At 64.2% G+C, this 22,129-nt stretch carries 21 protein-coding genes; 9 read left to right on the top strand and 12 right to left on the bottom strand.

Annotation, left to right across the window (positions count from 1 at the left end):
• Positions 1-2 precede the first annotated feature (2 nt).
• Together ACEN9F_RS03765 and ACEN9F_RS03760 are read right to left on the bottom strand one after the other, a co-directional pair.
• Complete coding sequence (locus ACEN9F_RS03765; protein WP_413417969.1) at positions 3-2,216, bottom strand: TonB-dependent receptor; 2,214 nt, start codon at positions 2,214-2,216, stop codon at positions 3-5.
• 105 nt (positions 2,217-2,321) lie between these two features.
• Positions 2,322-5,378, bottom strand: a complete 3,057-nt coding sequence (locus ACEN9F_RS03760) for a triple tyrosine motif-containing protein (RefSeq protein ID WP_413417967.1) — start codon at positions 5,376-5,378, stop codon at positions 2,322-2,324.
• 178 nt (positions 5,379-5,556) lie between these two features.
• Between ACEN9F_RS03760 and ACEN9F_RS03755 the strand changes: the two genes are divergently transcribed.
• Complete coding sequence (locus ACEN9F_RS03755; RefSeq protein WP_413417965.1) at positions 5,557-5,826, top strand: GlsB/YeaQ/YmgE family stress response membrane protein; 270 nt, start codon at positions 5,557-5,559, stop codon at positions 5,824-5,826.
• Positions 5,827-5,828: 2 nt separating this feature from the next.
• On the opposite strand, the gene ACEN9F_RS03750 is transcribed toward ACEN9F_RS03755, so the two are convergent.
• Genes ACEN9F_RS03750 through ACEN9F_RS03735 form a run of 4 tightly spaced genes read right to left on the bottom strand, consistent with a single transcriptional unit; the run spans position 5,829 to position 10,162 of the window.
• The gene (locus ACEN9F_RS03750) at positions 5,829-7,169 is read right to left on the bottom strand and encodes an amino acid permease (protein ID WP_413417963.1); all 1,341 of its coding nucleotides are present in this window, start codon (positions 7,167-7,169) and stop codon (positions 5,829-5,831) included.
• A gap of 43 nt (positions 7,170-7,212) precedes the next feature.
• Entirely contained in the window at positions 7,213-8,574 is a 1,362-nt protein-coding gene (locus ACEN9F_RS03745) for an amidohydrolase family protein (protein WP_413417961.1), read from the bottom strand.
• A gap of 1 nt (position 8,575) precedes the next feature.
• Positions 8,576-9,706: a dipeptidase gene (locus ACEN9F_RS03740; protein ID WP_413417959.1), complete on the bottom strand. Its 1,131-nt coding sequence runs from the start codon at positions 9,704-9,706 to the stop codon at positions 8,576-8,578.
• Between the two features lie 9 nt (positions 9,707-9,715).
• Positions 9,716-10,162 carry a RidA family protein gene (locus ACEN9F_RS03735; protein WP_413417957.1) on the bottom strand — a complete coding sequence of 149 codons (447 nt, stop codon included), beginning with the start codon at positions 10,160-10,162 and terminating at the stop codon, positions 9,716-9,718.
• A gap of 122 nt (positions 10,163-10,284) precedes the next feature.
• Between ACEN9F_RS03735 and ACEN9F_RS03730 the strand changes: the two genes are divergently transcribed.
• Positions 10,285-11,052 (top strand): transcriptional regulator, encoded by a 768-nt coding sequence (locus ACEN9F_RS03730; protein ID WP_413417955.1) that lies wholly within the window; start codon positions 10,285-10,287, stop codon positions 11,050-11,052.
• 193 nt (positions 11,053-11,245) lie between these two features.
• On the opposite strand, the gene ACEN9F_RS03725 is transcribed toward ACEN9F_RS03730, so the two are convergent.
• Both ACEN9F_RS03725 and ACEN9F_RS03720 read right to left on the bottom strand, forming a co-directional pair.
• Complete coding sequence (locus tag ACEN9F_RS03725; protein ID WP_413417953.1) at positions 11,246-11,803, bottom strand: hypothetical protein; 558 nt, start codon at positions 11,801-11,803, stop codon at positions 11,246-11,248.
• The gene (locus ACEN9F_RS03720) at positions 11,800-12,114 is read right to left on the bottom strand and encodes a hypothetical protein (RefSeq protein ID WP_413417951.1); all 315 of its coding nucleotides are present in this window, start codon (positions 12,112-12,114) and stop codon (positions 11,800-11,802) included. The genes ACEN9F_RS03725 and ACEN9F_RS03720 overlap by 4 nt, the downstream gene beginning before the upstream one ends.
• 175 nt (positions 12,115-12,289) lie before the next feature.
• Between ACEN9F_RS03720 and ACEN9F_RS03715 the strand changes: the two genes are divergently transcribed.
• From ACEN9F_RS03715 to ACEN9F_RS03685, 7 genes are all read left to right on the top strand, one after another.
• Entirely contained in the window at positions 12,290-13,243 is a 954-nt protein-coding gene (locus tag ACEN9F_RS03715; RefSeq protein ID WP_413417950.1) for a MurR/RpiR family transcriptional regulator, read from the top strand.
• A 154-nt stretch (positions 13,244-13,397) separates the two neighbouring features.
• A complete protein-coding gene (locus ACEN9F_RS03710) occupies positions 13,398-14,621 on the top strand; it encodes a polysaccharide lyase family 7 protein (RefSeq protein ID WP_413417948.1) in 1,224 nt (407 codons plus the stop codon).
• Positions 14,622-14,632: 11 nt separating this feature from the next.
• Positions 14,633-15,769 (top strand): polysaccharide lyase family 7 protein, encoded by a 1,137-nt coding sequence (locus ACEN9F_RS03705; protein WP_413417946.1) that lies wholly within the window; start codon positions 14,633-14,635, stop codon positions 15,767-15,769.
• Positions 15,769-16,671, top strand: a complete 903-nt coding sequence (gspK, locus tag ACEN9F_RS03700; RefSeq protein ID WP_413417944.1) for a type II secretion system minor pseudopilin GspK — start codon at positions 15,769-15,771, stop codon at positions 16,669-16,671. The genes ACEN9F_RS03705 and gspK overlap by 1 nt, the downstream gene beginning before the upstream one ends.
• A 109-nt stretch (positions 16,672-16,780) precedes the next feature.
• Positions 16,781-19,108 (top strand): GH92 family glycosyl hydrolase, encoded by a 2,328-nt coding sequence (locus ACEN9F_RS03695; RefSeq protein WP_413417942.1) that lies wholly within the window; start codon positions 16,781-16,783, stop codon positions 19,106-19,108.
• Positions 19,109-19,138: 30 nt separating this feature from the next.
• A complete protein-coding gene (locus ACEN9F_RS03690; protein ID WP_413417940.1) occupies positions 19,139-19,771 on the top strand; it encodes an alpha/beta hydrolase family esterase in 633 nt (210 codons plus the stop codon).
• A gap of 23 nt (positions 19,772-19,794) precedes the next feature.
• Entirely contained in the window at positions 19,795-19,971 is a 177-nt protein-coding gene (locus ACEN9F_RS03685; RefSeq protein ID WP_413417938.1) for a hypothetical protein, read from the top strand.
• Positions 19,972-19,997: 26 nt separating this feature from the next.
• On the opposite strand, the gene ACEN9F_RS03680 is transcribed toward ACEN9F_RS03685, so the two are convergent.
• From ACEN9F_RS03680 to ACEN9F_RS03665, 4 genes are read right to left on the bottom strand one after another with little or no spacing between them, the layout of a single operon-like run.
• Positions 19,998-20,528: a hypothetical protein gene (locus tag ACEN9F_RS03680; protein WP_413417936.1), complete on the bottom strand. Its 531-nt coding sequence runs from the start codon at positions 20,526-20,528 to the stop codon at positions 19,998-20,000.
• A 51-nt stretch (positions 20,529-20,579) separates the two neighbouring features.
• A complete protein-coding gene (locus tag ACEN9F_RS03675) occupies positions 20,580-20,984 on the bottom strand; it encodes a hypothetical protein (protein ID WP_413417934.1) in 405 nt (134 codons plus the stop codon).
• Between the two features lie 27 nt (positions 20,985-21,011).
• Entirely contained in the window at positions 21,012-21,476 is a 465-nt protein-coding gene (locus ACEN9F_RS03670) for a hypothetical protein (protein ID WP_413417932.1), read from the bottom strand.
• A gap of 11 nt (positions 21,477-21,487) precedes the next feature.
• Positions 21,488-22,003: a GNAT family N-acetyltransferase gene (locus ACEN9F_RS03665; protein ID WP_413417930.1), complete on the bottom strand. Its 516-nt coding sequence runs from the start codon at positions 22,001-22,003 to the stop codon at positions 21,488-21,490.
• Positions 22,004-22,129 lie beyond the last annotated feature (126 nt).

The raw sequence follows: 22,129 nt of genomic DNA, 5'->3' as shown, positions 1-22,129 counted from the left end.
TTCTAGTAAAGGTAGTCCAGGCGCACATCGACGGTGCGTGGATCGCTGGGCACCACCATGCCGAAGCTGTCGATGCTGACCGGGTGGACTTTGTTTTCGATGTTCTTCACGCGCGCTGTCATGCTCCATGCCGAGCGGATAGGACGATAGCGCAGCGTGGCGTCGCTTTCGGTACGTGATGGCACGCGGTACTGCAGCAGCTGGGTCGGCACGGCGATGATGTAGGCGCCGCTCTTGCGCGCGCCCAGGCTGGCGGCCAGCTCGCCGCGCGTCAGCCGGAACGCGTGTTCATAGCCCAGCGTGAGCGTGTGGCCGGGCGAGCGGTCCAGCTTTTTGCCGGCCCACGAGTGCACGCCGTCCGGGCTGTAGCTGACATAGTGCGCATCCAGCAGTGCCAGTGCATAGTTGATGCTGTCCCGCGATGTCGGCTTGATCCGGCCTTCGGCTTCCAGTCCCTTGACGCTGGCGACACCGGCGTTGCCGGTGACGAAACGCGGCGCGCCCTGCACGATGGCGACGCCGGACAGCTGCAGGTTCTTGTAGTCGTAACGGAAGGCGGACAGGTTCAGGCTGGCCTTGTTGTCCCAGAAGCGCGTCTTCATGCCCGCTTCATAGGAGCGCAGCGTTTCCGGCTGATAGAACAGCGTGCCGGCCGGTACCGCCAGCGCGGCGGGACAGTCAAGGCCCAATTGCGCCGTGCCGGCCAGGCAGCCGTCGTTGAAGCCGCCCGCCTTGTAGCCGGTGGCGACGGCGCCGTACAGCAACGTGGCCGGCGCCAGGTCGTAGTCCGCGCCGAGGCGCCAGGTGGTCTGGTGCGTGTCCATGGCGGCGGCGTTGAGCAGCTTGAAGTCGGTCGCCGGATTGAACACGCTGCCCTGCTGGAAGTTGGTCGAGCCGACGCGCGATTTTTGATCGTCGGTGTAGCGCGCGCCGGCGGTGGCGCGCAGCTTGTCCGTCAAGCGGTACGTGGCTTGGCCGAAGACCGCCTTGCTGGTGGCGATGGTCGGGCCATGCGGGAATACGTAGTACGGCGGCAGGCCGAGCAGGTCCAGGTCGCGGAAGCTGTACAGCTGCGACGAGCGCTCGCGGAAGTAGTACAGGCCGGCCTGCGCGCTCAGGGCGCCGCTGCCGTTGGTGGCGATGCGCAGCTCGTGCGAGTTCTGCGCATACTCGCCGTTGAAGCGCTGGTGCACGCCGAGTGCGAACGCCGGCGCCACGCGGTAGTAGAAGTTGGACAGCGCGTCGTGGTCGTAGCCGCGGTGCGAGCCCAGATAGTACAGCGTTGCCGCGCCCAGGTTCCAGGCCAGGTCGGCGCCGATGCCGGAGACGGTCTTGCGGCTGTAGCCCTGTTCCGGCGCGGAGTTGGGCGGCATGAAGCCATGGGTCAGCTGCGTGCGCGTGGCGCCGTCTCGCCAGACCGGATTGCCGCTGGCGACGCCGCTGTAGAAATTCGTATCGGGCACGAAGCTGTCGTTGTTGTCGTCCACCTTGCTGCGGTCGTAGCGCAGCAGCAGCGTGGCGGCCGCGCCGAGCTTGAGCCTGGCGGACAGGCGGGCCGACAGGTCGTCGCGGTCCAGGCCCAGGTGATACGGCGTGCCCTGGCCGTTGCGCAGATAGCTGTCATGGCGGTTGTAGGCCAGAGCGGCGCGTAGCGCGAGGGCGTCGTTGAGCGGGACGTTGAGCATGGCGTCGGCCTTGCGGCTGCCGTAGTTGCCGAATGCCGTGGTGGCGGCGGCCTCGAAATGATCCGCCGGCGCGCGCGAGATCACGTTGATCGCGCCGGCCGTGGTGTTGCGGCCGTACAGCGTGCCTTGCGGCCCTCGCAGCACTTCCACCCGTTCGAGGTCGTAGAAGCTCAGGTTCTGGATTTGCGGACGGGCGATGTAGATCCCGTCCAGCATGAAGGCGGCCGACGGGTCGCCTTTTTCGGTGGTGTCCGCGCTGGAGACTCCGCGGATGGTGATGCGCAGGCCGTCGGCGGCGTTGTCCAGCTCGACGTTGGGCAGGCGGGTGGACAGCCCGGCCGGATTGTCGATGCCGGCGCCGGCCAGCTGCGCCGCGTCCAGCACCGACATCGCCACCGGGGTTTTCGATTCCAGCGTCGGCGCGCGCTGGGCCGTGACAGTAACTTCCGGTATCTGCGCGTGCGCCACGCCCATCAGCATCGTCGATAGCGCCAGCAGTTTTGGGGCGCCCGGCGCCTGGAAAATCGTCATACAAGCTGCCATTAAATTGCAAAACCGCAGAGTCTAACAGGTTGGCCCATATATTTGTAGTTACAAAAGCAACTATATGTATAAAAAGCTCATATTCCAGAGCCGTCAGGCTGGCCGGCGCCGCTGCCACCAGTGTTTGCCGCCGCCCGCGTAGGCCGCGCGGGCCGGCACGGTGAGCACGATGCGGACGCCGGAGCCGCCGCTACCCGCTGCACCGCCCGCGTCGACGACCTCCAGCAGGCCGCCGGCGCGGGCCGCGCGTTCGCGCATGCCGACCAGGCCATAGTGCTTTTGCTTGCCGTGCGCGTCGGCGGCCATGCCCTGGCCGTTGTCGCTCACCGTCAGCGCGAACAGGTCGCGCCGATAGTCCAGCCGCACCTCGACCTTGGCGGCGCCGGCGTGGCGGAAGGCGTTGCGCATGGCTTCGCGGACGATCTCGCAGGCTTCCTCGGCGACGGCGCTTTGCAGCTTGATGCGGGCGCCGTTGACGGCGATGCTGTGCGTCGTGCCCGGGTGTTCTTGTTCCAGCTGGCGGCCGGCTTCGCGCGCGGCGCTTTCGACGTCGTCGACGCGGCCGGTGCGCAGCTCGTGCACCTGGTCGCGGCCTTCGACCAGGGTGTCGTTGGCCTGGTCGAGGATGAGCCCCAGTTTTTGGCGGGCTTCGCTGTCGTCCGGCAGCGCGGCGGCCACCAGGTCCAGCCGCAGCAGCATCGCCTGCACGCTTTGCAGGAAGGTGTCGTGCAGCGTGCGGGCGATGCGTTCGCGTTCGGCCATGCGCGCGTGCATGCGCTCGGCCAGGCGTCCGGTCTCGACCCGCAGGCGATACAGGTACAGCAGGTACAGCAGCCCGGCCGACGCCAGCGCACACAGCGCCTTGAACCAGATGGTCTGCGTGAAGGTCGGCGCGATCTCGAACGCCAGTACGGCGTCCTCGGTGCTTTGCAGCCCGTCCTCGTTGTAGGCGCGAACGCGGAAGGTGTAGCTGCCGGCGCCGATGTTGGTGTAGTCGACGCTGCGGCGGGCGCCGGCTTCCTGCCAGCCGTCGTTGACGCCGGAGAGCTGGTACTGGAAGCGGATCGCTTCCGGCTTGCCCAGCATCGGCGCGGTGAAATGGATGCTCAGGTTGCTGGAGCCGGGCGGCAGGCGCATCGCCTGGGCATGCGCGGTGGCGCCGTAGCTGGCGTCGCCGGCCTGCACCCGCAGGATCTGCGCGGCCGGCGCGATCGCATTGCGGCGGATCTGGCTGGGCGACAGCCGCACGATGCCGCCGCTGGTCATGAACCACAGCTGGCCGGCGCGGTCGGCGTAGACGCTGGGCAGGCGGTTTTGCAGCATGGCCTGGCCCGGATAGCCGTCCAGCAGGTCGAGCAGTTCATAGCGCAGCAGGGCGTCCGGGTTGGCGACGGCGGCGCGCCAGTCGGCGCCGCGCACGTGCACCACGCCCTTGCCGCCGTTGAACCAGCGGTCGCCGTCGGCCGTCACCGCCATGCCGGAGATATTCTGCAGTACTTCGGGCGACGAGGCCTTGATGGCGCGGAAGCGCTGCCCCTGGAAGATCGCCAGGCCGGCGTCGCCGCCGGCCACGATGTCCTCGCCGACCGCGATGCTGGTGGCCAGCCCGATGACGCGGGCATCGTAGGTGGCGAGCTTGCCGTTGTCGTTGAAGACGATGGTGGCATCGCCGGTCGCCTGCCAGCGTTCGCCGGGCTTGCGGCCCGCGGCGGCCAGGAAGATGCGCGGCGGCAGGCTGAAGGCGCTGCGCGGCTGCCAGCCGCCGTCCAGGTAGCCACGCAGGCCGGTCTGCAGGGACGCCATCCACAGCACCTTGCCGTCGTCCTGCAAACCCAGCACGTCCAGGTCGGCGGGCTTGCCGTCGGCGCCGGGCGGCAGCGGCATCGTGCTGGCCTGACCGTGGTGGCGGCGCTCGATGGCGCGCGCGCCGGCCAGCAGCAGGGCGCCGTCGCGGTCGTTCGCCACCACCGAGACCGGTCCGCCGTCATACGGCACCGGCGGCGCGTCGGCGCTGACGCGCCAGGCCGTCCGCGTGATCATATTGGTCGCCCAGACGCCGCCTTCGGTGTCGCCGGCCATGCTGAACAAGCCGTTCGATTGGGGCAGGCGCACCGGGATCAGGCGGTTTTCACGGAAGCGCTCCAGCGCGCCCTGGCTGGTGACCCAGACGTTACCCTCGCGGTCCTCCATCAGCGTGTTGTAGGGCAGGCGGGCAGCGCGCGCCTGCGGGTCCTGGCGGTCGGTGGCGTCGCGGTCGTGGATCAGCAGCGTGTTCTCTGCCGCGCCGGCGCGCGCGACCAGGCACAGCGCCTGCGGGCAGTGCGGCGTCCACAGGTTGCCGTCACGGTCGAATTGGCCGGCCCAGCGCGACTCGGCCGGATTGAAGCCGGCGGCGCGCGGCAGCGGCCGGGCGCCCGCCGGTACCGACAGCGCCGGCGGCACGGCCCTGGCCTGCAGGCGGTCGATCATCCACAGGCGGCCGTCCGGCGACTGTATCAGGCCGGCGTCGCTGCGGTGGGCGACGATCTGGCCGAACTTGCCGCTGGCGCGGTCGAGCCGGTACAGGCCGTGCGGATTAATAGTCCACAATTGGCCGTACTGGTCCAGCAGCACGCCGTTTGCCGCCTCCGTTGGCAGTCCCTGCCCGGGGCCGAGCTTGCGCAGCTGGCCGCGCGCGTAGTGGTACAAGCCTGTGCTGCCGGCGATCCAGGTGCCGCCGTCGCTGTCGTTGGCCAGCGTCATCACGTTGCCGACCGCGCTGTCGAGCGGGAAGATGTCATCCAGCCTGCCGTCCTTGCGCAGCACCGACAGGCCGCCGACCGAGTAGCTGATCCACAGGTCGCCGTTGGCGTCGGCGCGCAGTTCGGTGATGCGGCGTTTGGCGACCTCACCGCCGGTGGCGAGTTCGTAGCGCTCGAAACGCACGCCGTCGAAGCGGAACAGGCCGGTGGGCGCGCCCAGCCACAACCAGCCGTCCGGCGTCTGCGCCAGCGCCCTGACTTCGGCCGGGGCGCCATCCTTGGCGGTCCAGGCAGCGTGGTGATAGTCCTCCAGCCGGATGGCGGGATTGAGGGCGGCGGCGGTGCCGGACAAGCCTAGCGCCAAGGCCAGCGCGCCTGCCGCGCGCCGGAGTGCTGCATACAACTTCATTCTGGCCTTCCAAATAAGCGGGCCGTGATTGTAACCCAGCCGTTACACGGCGCGAGCGGGCTGTCCAGCAGGAGCAGTCCGACACGGGGGCGGCGCGCGGGCCGATAGGCGCGCCGGGTGAGGCTTCGGATAATCGGCACAGCGGTCAGCAGGCCGCCTTAAACCAAGGAGGGATGAGATGAATCTGATACTGTGGATCGTAATAGGCGGCATCCTGGGCTGGCTGGCCAGCCTGGTGATGAAGACCGACGCCCAGCAGGGACTGGTGCTGAACGTGGTGGTGGGCATCGTCGGCGCCTTGCTGGCCGGATGGCTGCTGGGCCCGATCATGGGCACCGGCACCATCAACAACAACGACTTCAGCCTGGTGTCGCTGGGGGCGTCCTTTATCGGCGCGCTGGTCCTGCTGGCGATCGTCAACCTGATCCGGCGCGGCCGGATCCGTTGAACTCAGGCCGCCGCCTTGCGCTGGCGGAGCCGGTAGCCCAAGCCGAGCACCGCCAGCCAGACCGGGATCAGGTACACCGACAGCTGCAGGTCCGGCGTCATGTACATCACCGCCAGGATCCCGGCCAGGAACAGCAGGCAGATGTAGTTGGTCAGCGGATAGCCCAGGCTGCGGAATTGCGTGGCGTGGCCGTCAGCCTTTTTCTGCGCGCGGAAGCGCAGGTGGATCCAGCTGATCATGCCCCAGTTGATGATCAGCGCCGACACCACGAGCCCCATCAGGAAACCGAAGGCCTTGCCCGGCATGAAGTAGTTGACCGCCACGCAGATGCCGGTCGCCAGCGCCGACACGCCCAGCGCCGCCAGCGGCGCGCCGCGCTTGTTCAACTTCAGCAGCGCCTGCGGCGCGTTGCCTTGCTTGGCCAGGCCGTACAGCATGCGGGTATTGGAATACACGCAGCTGTTGTAGACCGACAGCGCGGCCGTCAGCACCACGGCGTTCAGCGCGTGCGCCACCCATTCGCTGTTCAGCGCATGGAAGATCAGCACGAACGGACTGCCGCCGGTGACCACCTTCTGCCACGGGTACAGCGACAGCAGGATGCCGAGCGCGCCGATGTAGAAGATCAGGATGCGGTAGATGGCCTGGTTGGTGGCCTTCGGAATGGTGTGCGAGGGATCGTCCGCCTCGGCGGCGGTGATGCCGATCAGTTCCAGCCCGCCGAAGGAGAACATGATGACGGCCATCGCCATCACCAGGCCGCCGACGCCGTTGGGGAAGAAGCCGCCGTGTCGCCACAGGTTGGCGACGCTGGCCTCAGGGCCGGCCGCGCCCGAGAACAACAGGTAGGCGCCGAACACGATCATGCCGACGATGGCGACCACCTTGATGATGGCGAACCAGAATTCCATCTCGCCGTAGGCCTTGACGTTGGCCAGGCTGATGGTGTTGATGATGACGAAGAACGCCAGTGCCGACATCCAGGTCGGTATCGCCGGCCACCAGTACTGGACGTAGATGCCGACCGCCGACAGCTCGGCCATGCTGACCAGCACATACAGCACCCAGTAGTTCCAGCCCGACATGAAGCCTGCCCACTGACCGCAGTACTTGTCGGCGAAGTGGCTGAACGAGCCGGCGACCGGCTCGTCGACCACCATCTCGCCCAGCTGGCGCATGATGAAGAACGCGATCAGCCCGGCCACGCCATAACCCAGCAGCACGGAGGGCCCGGCCATCTGGATCGTCTGCGCGATGCCGAGAAACAGGCCGGTGCCGATGGCGCCGCCCAGCGCGATCAACTGGATATGCCGGCTCTTGAGGCCGCGCTTCAGTTCACTCATCTCATCCTCGGTAGCTCATGAAAGAGGCTGATTCTCGCACAACTCAGTCTTCATGGGCAGGGAGGGGCGTGAACTTATAGTCGGCGCGCGGGAATTCGCGCCCGCGCTTGACCGTCAATACAACAGAACGCACGTTGGCGATGTCCTGCAGCGGGTCGCGCCGCAGGAACACCATGTTGGCCGCCTTGCCCGCCACCAGCGTGCCGAACTCGCGCTGCCGGCCCAGCGCCTCGGCGGCATTGGCGGTGGCGGCGGTGATGGCCTGCTGCGGCGTCAGTCCCGCGTACTTGACCAGTTTTTCCAGTTCGCCGTCCAGCACGGGGAACGGGTCTTCGCCGGTGTTGTCGGTGTCGGTGCCGGCGATGATCTTCACGCCCGCCGCGTGCATGGCCCGCGTGATATCGCCGGCCAGGTCGATGTGGCAATGCTTGCCGTCGGTCTTGTAGACGCTCAGCGTGGCGTCCATGATGGTGCCGGACTTGGCCAGCGCGGCGATGTACTTCCTGATGCCGGGGTCTTCGGCGGTCAGGCCTTCATATGACGGTTCGCCGCTATGACCATAGGCGGCCTTGCCGGTCTCGCGCACATGGCGCGCGATCATGCAGACGTGCGAGACGGCGGTGGCGCCGAGCGAGTCGTAGGGCGAGGCGGGGTAGACCTGCATGTGGGTCCAGACCGGGAAGTGCTGGCTGTTCGCTTCGGTGATCAGCTTGCGCACCAGCGTACCGGGCAGGTTGGCGTAGATCTTCATGCCGGTGGCGCCGGTGCCGCGCGCCTGGGCCACGGCCAGCGGCAGCCTGGTCTTGTCGTCCACCGCGTACAGCCAGGGCACGGTGCCGGGCTTGGTGCCGAGCGCCGCGACCACGGTGCGCGGATCCTTGAAGAAGCTGGGGCCTGCCACCAGCGAGGCATAGAAGATGTCCGGCGACGGGATGCGGTTGAGCAGCGCTTCGCGCGACAGGCCGGCCAGCTCGCGGGCGTCGCCGGCCATGTCGCGCACGCCGGTCACGCCGCCGTAGATATTGCGCTTCAGTTCCGCCTCGGCGTAGGGGCGGTCCGGATTGGTGGCGTAGTGCACGTGCGAGTCGATCAAGCCTGGCAGCACGTACTGGCCGGCGACATCGACGATGCGGGCGTCGGCTTTTTGCGCGTCGCTCAGCTGCGCGCTGGGCACGATGGCTTCGATGCGGTCGTCGCTGACCACGATGCTCATGTCGGCGCGTGGCGCGGCGGCGGTGCCGTCGATCAGCGTGGCGCCGCGATAGATCACGCGGCCCAGCGCCTTGCCGGACAGTTTGTCGAGGCGCTCCTGTTCGACGTTGGCCTTCGGTTTTTCTTCGGCGGCGTAGGCCGAAGCGCACAATGCCGCGATGGCGATGGCGATTGTCGTGTACTTCAAAGTCATCTTAGCTCCATACTCCGCCGGCCACGCGCAGGAAGTTCGTGCCGAGGATTTTTTCGATACGGCCCGTGGTGTGGCCGCGCTTGGCCAGCAGATCGGCCAGTTTGTGGAACTTGTCGCTGCCCATCAGGTCAGGCAGGAAGGGCACGATGTCGGGACGTTCGCCGGGCGCGCTGATGCCGGCGGCGCGGCGCTGGCGCACTTCCTCCTCCAGGCCTTTCATATAGGCGGGCATGTCGTCGATCTGCGACACCGTGCCGTCGGTGCCGATGCCGACATGGTCCTCGCCGCAAACCTGGATGGCGTGCTCGATGTGCGCGATCAGGTCGGCCGCCGTCGGTTGCCGGCCCACGGCCAGGAAGGGCATGAAGTAGATGCCGACGAAGCCGCCCTTGTCGGCCACCAGCTTGAGCTCCTTGTCGGTCTTGTTGCGCGGCAGGTCGGCGATGGCGCGGCAGCCGGTGTGGGTGATGGCGATCGGCTGGGTCGACGCGGCGGCGGCGTCCAGGCAGATCTGTTCGCCGCTGTGGCTCAGGTCCACCAGCACGCGGTTGCGGTTCAGTTCCGCCACCACTTCGCGACCGAACGGCGACAGGCCCTTGTTGGTCGGGACCATGGAGCCGTCGCCCAGTTGGTTCGGGCCGTTGTAGGTCAGCTGGATCACGCGCACGCCGGCCTTGGCGAAGGTCTCGACGCGGCGCGCGTCGCTCCCCATCATCGCCGCATTCTGGAAACCGAGGATTACGCCGATGCGGCGTTCAGCCTGGGCGCGCTTGATGTCGGCCGCGCTGCGCACCAGCAGCAGGGAGTCGGCGCTCTTCCGGATGAAGGCATTCCAGGCGCGCGTGTCGGCCAGGCTTTTTTCGTAGGGATCGTCCTTGCCGAAGACGTAGCCGATGGTCATGTTGAAGGCGGTCAGGCCGGAGGCCTTGGCGTCCGCCAGCGAACGGGCGTCGATGCCGAAGTTGACCGGGTCTTCGCGGCGGTCGTTCGGCAGGTTGATATTGTCGATGCCGCCCAGGGCGTCGATGATCAGCGGATGCCGGTCGCGCAGGCTGGCGGCGAGGGCGGGTACGCCCAGTGCGGCCAGACTCATGCCGGCGGCGCTGTGCAGGAAAGTGCGGCGGTCTGTCATGGCGTCCTTTTATTTTTTGACTGGCGCGTAGGCCATGCATTCGACTTCGATTTCGCCGCCCAGCGCCAGGCCGTTGGCGCCCAGCGCGCTGCGGGCCGGCAGGCGGCCCGGCTTGAAGTAATTGACGTAGACCTTGTTGAAGTCGCCCCACTTGGACATGTCCGCGATCATGATGGTGCACTTGACCACGTTGTCCATGCTGAGGTTCATGCCTTTGAGGACGTCGGCGATGTTGTCCATCGCCTGGCGCGATTGCGCTTCAAAGCCTTTGACCAAACCATTCGGGCCGGTGCCCAGTTGTCCGGACAGGAAGATGAAATCGCCGGTACGCACCGCTAGCGAGAATGGCCGTTCCGGTGGATTGCCCTGGTTGTAGAACTCCTGCGCGGTGGCGGCCCCCGCGCAGGCCAGCAGGGCCGATGCGGCGGCCAGTTTTTTCAAGTGTGTGCGTGTCATGACGATCTCCCATGTGGCCGGTAGCGGCGATAAATTATAGGCGGCGCATCAATTTTGTGTAAACAATTTGTTTAAAAAATGCGAGAATGGCGAAATTAATCAACAGATTGTTGGAATTGTTTATGCAGGGAGTCAAACGCAAGCGCGTCGCTGGGGCGCCGCCGCAGGAGGCCGTGACGGCGGAACGGGCGGCGGTGATCAACGCGCTGCGGCCCATCGTGCCGATGCTGGCGGCGATGGCCGGGCCGCATCTGGAGGTGGTGCTGCATGATGTGAGCAAGCCGGAGAACTCGGTGGTCGCCATCGCCAACGGCCATATTTCGGGACGCAGCGTCGGCAGCTCGGTGCTGGAGGGGCCGCAGAACGACAAGGGTTTCGAGGCTGCCACCAAACTGAAGTCGAGCGAGGGCGCGGTGCATAGCCTGGTGGAAGATTACGTCACGGTGACCGCAAGCGGCAGGCAATTGAAATCCGCATCGGCGATCTTTCGCGATTCCTCGGGCGAGCCGTTTGCGACGCTGTGCCTGAATGCCGATATGTCGGGCTTCCAGGCTGCCCATGGATGGCTGGAGCGGATGCTCAAGCCGCTGGCGCAGCAGGCAATGGCGCCCGCCGCCGCCGCCGCCACCGTCACGCCGGCCGCCGAGCCGCAGATGGATACGCTGATGCAGGAGATCATTGATGCCGCCGTTCCAGTCCTTGGCGGCACGGCCGCCTCGATGAAACGTACGGACAAGATACAGGCGGTGGGAGAGATGCAGCGGCGCGGGCTGTTCATCGTCAAGGGTGGCGTGGAGCGCGCGGCGGCCGCGCTGAACGTGTCGCGCTTCACGATCTACAACTACATGGAACAGTTGCGCCGCCGCGAGGATACAGGGCAGGGGAGCTAGTTCGCAGGCCTTCGCCGAACCGTCCTGGATTGGTCTTCTCTTTTCATCTTCTTTTTTCTTTTTCGTTCTATTTTTTTTAGCAGACCTCTAATAGACAAAAAGAGAAAAAAGAAGATGAATCCAGAAGGGCGAAAGAGTATGAATCCGCGAAGGTCTCAAAAACGTCCCGCACCATCAAGGCTATCAAGGCTATTCAGTACTTTTCCACCACCAGGGCGCCGGACCCGCAAAAAGATGCGTTCATCTGCGCGAATTGGTCGGCATAGATTGGATTGGTGAAGGCCAGCGTGACGACCTGGATCTCGCCTAAAAACGTCTGCTTGAGCTTGCGCAGAAAGACGGGCTGATAATAGCTGGTCGCCGGCGGATGGGCCCGGCGCGAGACGTAAAACAGCGTCGTCAAAACGGCGGAGGCCAATGCGGCCGTCGACAGCAGATTGTCTTGCGCGATTCGCGGCAGATGCTCAGAGAACACCATCATCATTCCAAGCAGTATCCAAAACACGATGACTGTGACCAGGGCGCGCGAAAAATATCCCTGGCGAAAGCGCTTGGCGCTCGCTTTGCAAGCGGTACAAAACGGCAAGGCCATCGTCAAGGTCGTCTCGCTGCCGCCCAGCAGCATGAACCGCGTATGTTTAAGCTTGGTATCCAGCAGTTGAAGATCTTGTGGCGAACCGCAATTGCAGCAAGCGCGGCTTGGCGCGTTGAATGACAGGCGGCTGGCCTCGCCATGTACAGGTATCATCATCGTTCTTGCTTCGCCAGTTCTTCCGCCGCATGCTGCAGCTTGGCGTGCTCGCGCATTTGCTCCTTGCGCTGCTCGGCGGCCTCGATCATCGCGATCTGCTGCTGCAGCATGTCGATGGTTTGCTGCAGATCCCTGATCTGCTTGAGCAGGATTTTCTTCAGTTCGGGATCGTTCACATCCTGCAGTTGTTTCTGCAGCGCTGCGATCGACTTCCGCAAGCCCTTGATCTGCGCGAGTATCCGCGTGATCAGGTTTTGTGAGCCGACATTGTCGGTCATGCCGCGCGCGCTGCCGGTGATGCTGGATACCATGACTGCCTCCGTATTGGTCGCCCCCAATGGTAATCGAATATTAGTGATTAGCGGTAATTAAGTGCTTTTTTTGTAAGGTGTTGCTACGTAGACGCAATACGTAGTACCCGCAACGGATTTGCATTCCATTTATACGAAAAATGTATATGCTTGCATTCTTTTAAAAAAAGAACGCATGATGACTCCAAGGAAACCAGCGCTGGCCGTAGTTTCAAACGCGTCTTCCGCCAACGTCGCTTTCGTTGAGTCGCCGCTGGGGCGGGTGCTGGCCGGGGTGGTCGCGCAGGGCTCGGCTTCGCATCGCCGCATCGCCGAATACCTGATGCGCAATCCGATGCGCGTGACCGCATTGAAGATCGATGGAATGGCCGAGGGCTGCAGCGTGTCCACCGCGACCATCAGCCGCTTCGCCCGCGATATCGGCTTCTCCACTTACGCCTCGATGCGCAGCGCGGTCGCCGAGACGCTGCACTCGGCCCTGCAACCGGTCGACAAGCTGCGCCACACCATCGAACATCGCAGCGACCTGACCAGCCCCGGCGACGAGAGCATGGAATACGCCGCCGTCAATATCAGCGCGACCCGCAATTCGCTGCCGCAGTCGGAGCTGGACCAGGTGGTGCGGAAGCTGAGCCGCGCGCGCACCGTGTATGTGCTGGGCTTCGGCACGTCGACCTACCTGGCCGGCCTGCTGATGCTGCACCTGCAGCCGTTCTGCGCCCACGTGGTGGAGGTGGCGGGGCCGGGCGGTACCGAGGTCGCGGCGGGGCACCTGGTGAATATCGGTCCGGAGGACGTGCTGGTCGTGATGTCCTTCCCGCGCTATGCGCTGGACGTGATCCGGCTGGCGCAGTTCGCGCGCAGCCATGACGCCTGCGTGGTGGCGATCACCGATGCGCCGACGGCGCCGATGGTCGAACTATCCGACCACGTGCTGTACGCCAGCAGCGGCCACGCCGTGCTGCCGAGCAGCGCCACCGCGGCCGTGGCCGTGATCGAGGCGCTGGTGATGTCGCTCATGGTGTCCAACAAGGACAACGTCGAAAAAGCCGCGCGCCTGAGCAAGGCCGTCGCCTCCTACCTGATGAGTCCCAGCGGCTCCAAACCGGCCAGGAAGCTTTCAAGGTAAAACGTTTTTCCCTGATTTATAGCAAGGTGTGGCGTAAACGAGCCACATTTAGAAAAACGTTTACCTTGATTTGCATGTTGAGTATGATGACTTTGCGATATCCCACGGTATCCGCAATCCACCCGCAATAACAAATCAAAAGGGGACACTCAACATGCTGAAAATTTCTGCTCAAGCGGCGGTATCCGCACGCCTGTACAAAATGGCCGCAGTCGCCATCCTGGCCGGCGTCACATTGGCGCCGGCGTCCGCGCTGGCGCAAACCAAGCTCGCCATCCCGAACGCCAACATCACGGCCAGCGGCAGCGACACCAACCTGCCGGTCAACGCCAACGACGGTTCGCTGGCCACGCGCTGGTCGGCCGATGCCACCGGCGGCGCTCAATGGCTGCAATATAACCTCGGTGGCTGCTACACGATCTCGTACGCCAACCTGGCCTGGTACAACGGCGACTCGCGCAAGTACAACCTGGCGCTGAAGATCTCCAACGACGGCAGCAACTGGACCGATGTCTTCAACGGCACCAACAGCGGCACCACCGCGCAGCTCAAGCCCTACACCTTCGCCGACAAATCGGCGCGCTACGTGCGCGTGCAGAGTACCGGCAGCAATGTCAACAACTGGGTCAGCCTGTCCGAGATGGAGATCTGGACCAACGGCGCGGGCAATTGCTCGTCCACCGGCCTGAATCCGAACGTGCCGCCTGGTTCCAACTTCAACCTGGGCATCTGGCAGTTGCAACTGCCTGTCGGCTCGCCCGGCTCGCCGGAAACCAAGAGCGCGTCGCAGCTGGAAGGCGGCTACACCAGCTCCTACTTCTACACCGACACCGATGGCGCGATGACCTTCTGGTGCCCCGAGACCGGCGTGACCACGCCAAACTCCACGCATCCCCGCTCGGAACTGCGCGAGATGAACGCCAGCGGCAGCGCCGCCAACTGGGATATCGCCGGCACCCACATCATGAACGCCACGGTCAAGGTGGTGAAGGTCCCGAGCAGCACCGCGATCGGCCAGATCCACATCGGCAGCCCGCTGCAATCGGGCTTGCCGACATCGACCAAGCCGCTGCTGGAACTGTACTACCGCAGCAGCGGCGACATCGTGCTCGGCATCGAGAACAGCCCAGCCGGCGGACAGACGCCGCACACGCTGACCAACATCCCGCTGAACACCACCTTCACCTACCAGATCAAGGCCACCAGCAGCACGATCACGGTGTCGATCAACGGTACGCCGTATGCGTTCCCGCTGCCGTCGAGCTTCATCGGCTACGGCGAGTACTTCAAGGCCGGCAACTACATCCAGTCCAACGGCACCGATCCGAATGTCGGCGCGGTGGTCAAGTTCTATGCGTTGAGCGTCTCGCATAACTGATCGGAGCGGCCATGCATACTCACATCATGATGCGGGCCGCGCTCGCCGGCCTGCTGGCGGCGGTACTGGCGCCGGCGCCGGCGTCGGCGCAGAGCAAGCTGACGATCCCTAACGCCAGGGTCAGCGCCAGCGGCAGCGACACCAATCTGCCGGTGAACGCCAACGACGGCTCGCTGTCCACGCGCTGGTCCGCCGATGCGACCGGCGGCGCGCAGTGGCTGCAATACGACCTTGGCGGCTGCTACAAGGTGGCCTACGCCAATCTGGCCTGGTACAGCGGCGATTCGCGCAAATACAACCTGGCGCTGAAGGTGTCCAACGACGGCAGCGGCTGGAGCGATGTCTTCAGCGGCACCAACAGCGGCACCACGGCGCAGCTGAAGCCATACACCTTCGGCGACCGGCCGGCGCGCTACGTGCGGGTGCAGAGCACCGGCAGCAACGTCAACAACTGGGTCAGCCTGTCGGAGATGGAGATCTGGACCAATGGCGCCGGTACTTGCACCGGGCTTGACCCCGCCAACGCGCCGGGCCAGAACTTCAACCTGTCCGGCTACACCTTGCAGACGTTGAGCAGCTCGCTGACGCTCAAGCAGGTCAACCCGATCGGCAGCTACAGCGATCCGTACTTCTACACGGATGGGACGACCGGCGCGATGACGTTCTACGTGCCGTCCGGCGCGGGCTCCACGCCCAACTCGGAATACCCGCGTTCGGAGCTGCGGGCCAACGCCACGTGGAACATGGGCGGCACGCATACGCTGTCGGCGTCGATGAAAGTGCTGCAGCAACCGGCGACCGGCAAGATCATCATCGGCCAGATCCACGGCGAACAGACCGGCGGCTCCGAGCTGCTGAAGCTGCGCTGGACTAACGGCTCTGTGCTGATGGGCGTGAAGCAGCATTTCGCCGATCCGGAGCAGCAGATCCTCATCAAGAGCGGGCTGGCGCTGGGCGACAATATCGACTACGTCATCAAGCTGGTGGGATCGACGGTGACGGTCACGGTGAACGGCAGCTCGCAGTCCTTCACCTACGACGCCGCATCGTGGAGCGCGATCGACCTGTATTTCAAGGCCGGCGCGTATTCGCAGGACTCGTCGGCCGACGGCACGTTCGCCAAGGTCGCGGTGACGGCGCTGCAGTAATGCCTGCGCCTGGGTGGGGCCGTCAGCGCGGCGTGGCCGTGGTGACGGCGCTGCTGCTGACGGCGCTGTCCGTCACGCTGGTCACGGGGATCTTCTGGCAGCAGCAGATCCTGGTGCGCGGCATGGAAGGACAGCGCCTGCACCTGCAGGGCAAGCTGATCGCGCGCGCGGCGGTCGACGCCGCGCGCCTGACGCTGCTCGAGGCGGCCTCGCAAGACAACGTCACCACGCTGGACGGCGGCTGGACCGCGCCGCTGCTGGAGGACAGGTTGGACCGCTTCCTCGGGCAGGGCCCGGAACAGGGCCTCGAGCAGGGCTGGGAGCAGGGCGGCCGTCTTGCACAGCACATCGTCGATGCGCAGGGCTGTTTCAACCTGCGCAACCTGGCGGGCGCCAACGGCATCGACCTGTTCCAGGTGACGGCGTTTTCGCGCCTGCTGGCGGCGCTCAAGCTCGATGCCGGGCTGGCGTTCCGCATTGGCGAAGCCATCGTCAAGTCGCAGCGGGAGATGGAAATCCGCCAGCTGGACGACCTGCTCGCCGTGCCGGGCATGTCCGCCGATGCGATCGAACGCTTGCGCGACTTCGTCGTCGTGCTGCCGGTGCCCACGCCGGTCAACGTCAACACCGCCTCGGCGGAGGTGCTGACTTCCGTGGTCAATTTCTCGTTGCAGGACGCGCGCGCGCTGATCGCGCGCCGCAGCCAGGCGCACTTCAAGGGACCGAGCGACTTCGCCTTCCGCCTCAACGACAAGGAGACGCTGGAAGGCGTCAACTACCAGGTATCGAGCGACTACTTCCTGGTGCACAGCACGCTGACCCTGGCACGCGCCACCCTGCGCACGCAGGCGCTGATACGCCGCAGTGGCGACGCCGCGCTGGTGTGGATGCGGGAAGATTAATGCTAACTGTTTAGCGTATTTACTAAACAAACCGTGTTATGCGGAGAATAGATTGACCGCCCCGGAGCTTGGCGCTATAAAGTCGGATCGTCCTTGCTCCAGGTGCTGAATGAACACGACTAAACTTTTCCCTGCCGGCGCGCTGGCGCTGGTTCTAGCCATTCCTGCGACGCTTGCCTTCGCGCAGACCACACCCGCCGCAGCGGTCGATGTCTTCATCGGCACCGGCGGCGATGGCCACACCTTCCCCGGCGCGGCGCGCCCGTTCGGCATGGTGCAGCTCAGCCCCGACACGCAAGTGCGGCCGTTCCGCCAGAGCTATCCGTGGGCGGCGGGCTACCGCTATGAGGACGACAGCATCCTCGGCTTCTCGCACACGCACTTCTCCGGCACCGGCCACTCCGACCTGGGCGACGTGCTGCTGATGCCCTACAGCGGCGAGACCAAGCTGGAACCGGGTTATCCCGAGCGCCCATTCAGCGGCTACCGCTCGCGCTTCAAGCACCAGGACGAACGCGCGGAGCCAGGCTACTACGCCGTCAAGCTGATGGACAATGACGTCGATGTCGAGCTGACCGCCAGCGAGCGTGTCGGCCTGCATCGCTACCGTTACGCGGCAGGCGCGCCGGCCAAGGTGATCCTCGACCTGCGCAGCAGCATCTACGACTACAAGGCCAAGAACCTGTGGTCCCGCCTGCGCGTGCGCGACAACACGCTGATCACGGGCATGCGCGAGACGCGCGGCTGGGCGGCGGGCCGCCAGCTGTATTTCGCGATCGCTTTCTCCAAGCCGCTGACCGCGCGCGCCCTGCGCAACATGGAACAGGATGTCGAGTACAAAGGCTTCGCCGGCCCGGGCAGCGGCCCTGGCGACAAGGCCATGGTGGAGGGCAAGGCGCTGGTGGGCGCGCTGGAATTCGGCGTGCCGTCCGATGGTCAGCTCGAAGTCAAGGTCGCGATCTCCGCCGTCAGCGAGGAGGGCGCGATCGCCAACCTGGGCGAGATGCCGGGCTGGGACTTCGACGCCGAACGCGCCAAGGCATCGGCCGCATGGAACGAAGCGCTCGGCGCCGTCGCCATCGAAGCCGCGCCCGACATGCGCAAGATGGTTTACACCGCGCTGTATCACAGCATGCTGGCGCCTAGCCTGTTCATGGACCGCGACGGCCGCTATCGCGGCCCGGACAACGAAGTGCATCAGGCCCAGGGCTTCCGCTACCATTCGACCTTCTCGCTGTGGGACACCTACCGCGCGCTGCATCCCTTGCTGACGCTGATCCAGCCGGAGCAGCGCAACGTCGACTTCGTGCGCTCACTGATCGAATCGCAGAAGGCCAGCCCGTACGGCATCCTGCCGGTATGGCAGTTCCATGGCCTGGAGACCTGGTGCATGATCGGCTACCACGCGGTGCCGGTGATCGCCGACGCCTACATGAAGGGACTGAAAGGCTTCGACGCGGAGGAAGCGCTGAAGGCCATGACCAGCAGCGCGGAGTACGGCCCTTACGGCGGCCTGCAGCACTACATGAAGCTGGGCTACGTGCCGATCGACCTGGAGCCGGAAGCGGCATCGAAGACGGTGGAATATGCCTTCGACGACTGGACCATCGCCCGCATGGCCGAGAAGATGGGCAAGAAGGACATCGCCGCGCGCTACTACAAGCGGGCGCAGAACTACCGCAACTCGTTCGACGTCAAGACCGGCTTCCTGCGGGCCAAGAAATCCGACGGCACGTTCCGCGAACCGTTCGATCCTGTGCTGTCCAATTTCGGCAGCGACTACACCGAGGGCAGCGCTTGGCAGTATTCCTGGTATATACCGCACGATAACGCTGGCCTGATCAAGATGCTGGGCGGCGACGCCGGCCTGCAGAACAAGATCGACATGATGTTCGATGCCAAGGTCGATGAGAAGGTATATGCGCACATGGAGGACATCTCCGGCCTGATCGGCCACTATGCGCACGGCAACGAGCCATCGCATCACGTCGCGTATCTGTACAACTACGCCGGCGCGCCGTGGAAGACGCAGAAGCGTCTGACGCAGGTGGTGGCGTCGCAGTACAACACCACGCCGGCCGGCTTGTCGGGCAACGACGACCTTGGGCAGATGTCGGCATGGCTGGCCTTCACGGCGCTGGGCTTCTATCCGGTCGCGCCGGGCAGCAACGAATACGTGATCGGCCGTCCGTTCCTCGACAAGGCGGTGATGAATCTGCCGAACGGCAAGCGCTTCACGATCCGCGCCGTCGGCCTGAGCGCAGAGAATGCGTATGTCTCCGGCGTGACGCTGAACGGCAAGCCGCTGATGCAAACCTTCCTGCGCCATGACCAGATCACGGCCGGCGGCGAACTGGTATTCACCATGTCCAGCCAGCCGAACACCGATTGGGGCAAGGGCGCCGCCGCGCGTCCCTACACGCAGACGGCATATTGAGCCCGGCTACCGGCTCGCTATTCCTTCGCCATGTCCGTCCGCAAAAAACTGGCCGCGCTGGTGGCCGGCCTGCTGGGCTGGCAAACCGCACATGCGGCCGCGATCAGCGATCATGAACTGGCTCGTCCGGAGGGCATGCGCCATTTCCTGGTCATGCAGCCGGTGGGCCTGCCTGCCGCGCTGCGGCCGGTGATCATTTTGCTGCATGGCCACGGCGCCAGTGCCGCGTGGATGCTGGGGCAGGATACGATAGGTGGCTATCGCTCGCTGGACTGGGTCAATCTGGCCAACAGCAAAAAGGTCATGCTGATCGCACCGGACGGCGCCAAGGCAAGCAACGGCAAGCAGGCCTGGAACGATTGCCGCGCCGACGCCACGACCAACGCGCCGACTGACGACGTAGGTTTCCTGGCTGCCCTCATCGATCGCGCGATTGCCGAATTTGGCGCCGACTCACAGCGCATCTATATATTCGGCCAATCCAATGGCGGCGGGATGGCGTACCGGGCTGGCATTGAACTGGGGCCGCGCCTGGCGGCGATCGGCGTCCAAAGCAGCTTGATGGCGGCGCGCAGCAATTGCAAGCTGGCGAGTCTGATCCGCCGGCCACCTATCGCTACCCGCATCTGCAAGTCAGCGACCGGACTAGCGTTACCCGGATGACGTGGGGCGCCGACCCGGCGCACATGCAGGTTGAACTGCTGCGCATTGACGGCGGCGGCCACACCGGTTCATCACGCACCGAGAACCTGGGCTGGCTGCTGCGCAGGCTGATCGGGGAAATGAACCATGACGTCGATACGCCCGACGCGGCATGGCAGTTCTTCGAGTACAAGCGCGCGGCAGCCTTAAGAAAGCCCTAACTACGCTTCATGATGGACTGGCGGCGTCACGAACGTTCCAGCACGATAAACGCGTCGCCGTCGATGCCTTCAATGTCTTCATCGTGCCGGAATCCTGTCGTGGCCTTGGAAAACTCAGCAGGCAGGTCAAATAGATAGTCGGCTCCCTGGCCCCTCTTTGAGAGCTTGTCCAGCAGCCTATCTCTCACTTCGATAAACGGTGGCGGTGGAACCCCTGTGACCTCCAGGTGCTCCATACCCTCGTCCGCGTCATGTACCACTTCCCATGCACGCTTGCCATCGGCATAACCGCGAGCGAGGGCAACCATGGAGGCTTCTTCTACGACGAACACCGTCACGGCAGCCCCTTGAGACAGCTTGGACAAAGTGGTCTCGTTGAGTTCAGCAGGCAGCGGCTCATTGAAGAACAGCATGTACCAGCCGGACGGGAGAAGGACACCAGTAACGTCCGACTCCGGGACGTACTCGCGTTCGGTCGTCTCGGTCAACCCGAGCTCCTTGCGAACCACGTCGGGCGTTTTGCCAAGCACTGTAAGCCAAGATACGTGAAATCCCATGAAACGAATCCTTTTGTTCTGGTGAATTGGTCGCCTATCGTGAGCTATCCGCTAGGCCTGCTTTTCCACATGCAACTCCGAGTTTTCAAGTACAAGCAATTGAACCGAAAGCCCAGATTCCGTGCGCTCCTGTGCGAAGTTCTCACCTATGCCGTCGCTCCACTGTCCGCTCGTATACTCCGCTAGCAATGCTTGCTCTTCCAATGTCAGCTCGCGCTCCAATTGGTATTCCGTGACGCCGATGAGCAACTTGGCTCCATCATCGAAAAAGAACCGTAATCGGCCTCCAGAGACTCCGGCATTGGACAGGGTGCGGTCGCCACCATCCGACATATAGTCCGAGAAGACTTCGTCGGATTCGATACCATCAAGCGAACGAAGCACTTCCGGGTCTTCGACAACCTCGTCGTGTTCATCAAAAACCACCGCAGGCGCAGAAAATCTAAGTGTTGGCATTTTTTTCTTTCGGTCGTTCTAAATACGTCATCCGGATGATTTTTCAGACTCTGCACCCGAGCGTGGTTGTAGCTGACGGTGCAACTGTCCCATCAGACTTTGATAGGTGAGCATTGAGAATACTTGCAAATTACCGGCCTTCAATTCGCCGCCCAGATAGGGGTGCCGCCGCCAGCCTAAACATTCCATATCATTCGGAAGCAAGTTATTCCCAGCTGCGATAGGCTGCCAGTCTGCACAGAACGCTTTGTTTAGCCATTGCGGCGTCCCTTTGAGGGCGTTGTACTCCGCAGCATTGGCTGCAATTCGAACGTAATCACCTTCCAGCGCAGACAGCCGCCAGATTGAACCATCCGGCGCACCGAATACCCAGTCGGCCATCACAGTCAGGAACAGGGGCGTATCGCTCTCGGGCACCAGCCAAGCCCATTCCGCCAAGAGTCCAGAAAGCTCATACCTGTCGGCTGGAATCATAAAAGCACGTTCATTCATTCTGTCTAATCTCACTTGGTTGCGACAACCGCCGCAGTCATTGGCGAAACAAGCGTCCACCCAATAGCCTGGTAGAGGGCCCGGCCTTGCTCCGTGGCGACCAATACGCCGACTCTTGCCTCCCGGGCGATAGCCAGGTTGCCAAGAGCCGCCATGATGACCCGTCCCAGCCCCTTTCGTTGATGTGCGGGTTCAGTCACGATCTGGTCAAAAGTGGCAACGCCCTCGCTATGGGCTACTCGCCCCTTTGCCGCCAACTGCCCATCCATATCCCTGAGTTCGGCGTCGCTGACTGCGCCAGACGTGGACAGGGAAAGCAGGTAGCCTTCATGAGCTGCTGGCGGGGTGTCACTCAACGCCACCGCCATCAAGTATTCCGGCGCCTGGACTTGCCAATCTTCATGCAAAAGCGGAATGACCTTTTCCAGGGGCGCACACACTTTGAGCCACGTTCCGGGAGTGTGTAGGCCGCTGGCTAGCTCACGCAGGATGCCGGCATCATAATCGACTACGACGTGGCGTTCCAAGTGCTCAGGAAGTCCTAGGTCAATCCTGCAGCCGTAGGCTTGACTGACGGGGGATGCTTTATTCCTCGTAAGTGTCCATCCCATCGCCCACGCTGTCGCAGTGGGAACCACTTTGAATTCCCCGGT

Origin of the sequence: Duganella sp. CT11-25 (assembly GCF_047302815.1) — a bacterium.
Lineage (GTDB): Bacteria > Pseudomonadota > Gammaproteobacteria > Burkholderiales > Burkholderiaceae_D > Rugamonas.
The sequence above is the reverse complement of the archived record's forward strand: the minus strand, read 5'-3'. Positions and strand labels throughout refer to the sequence as shown.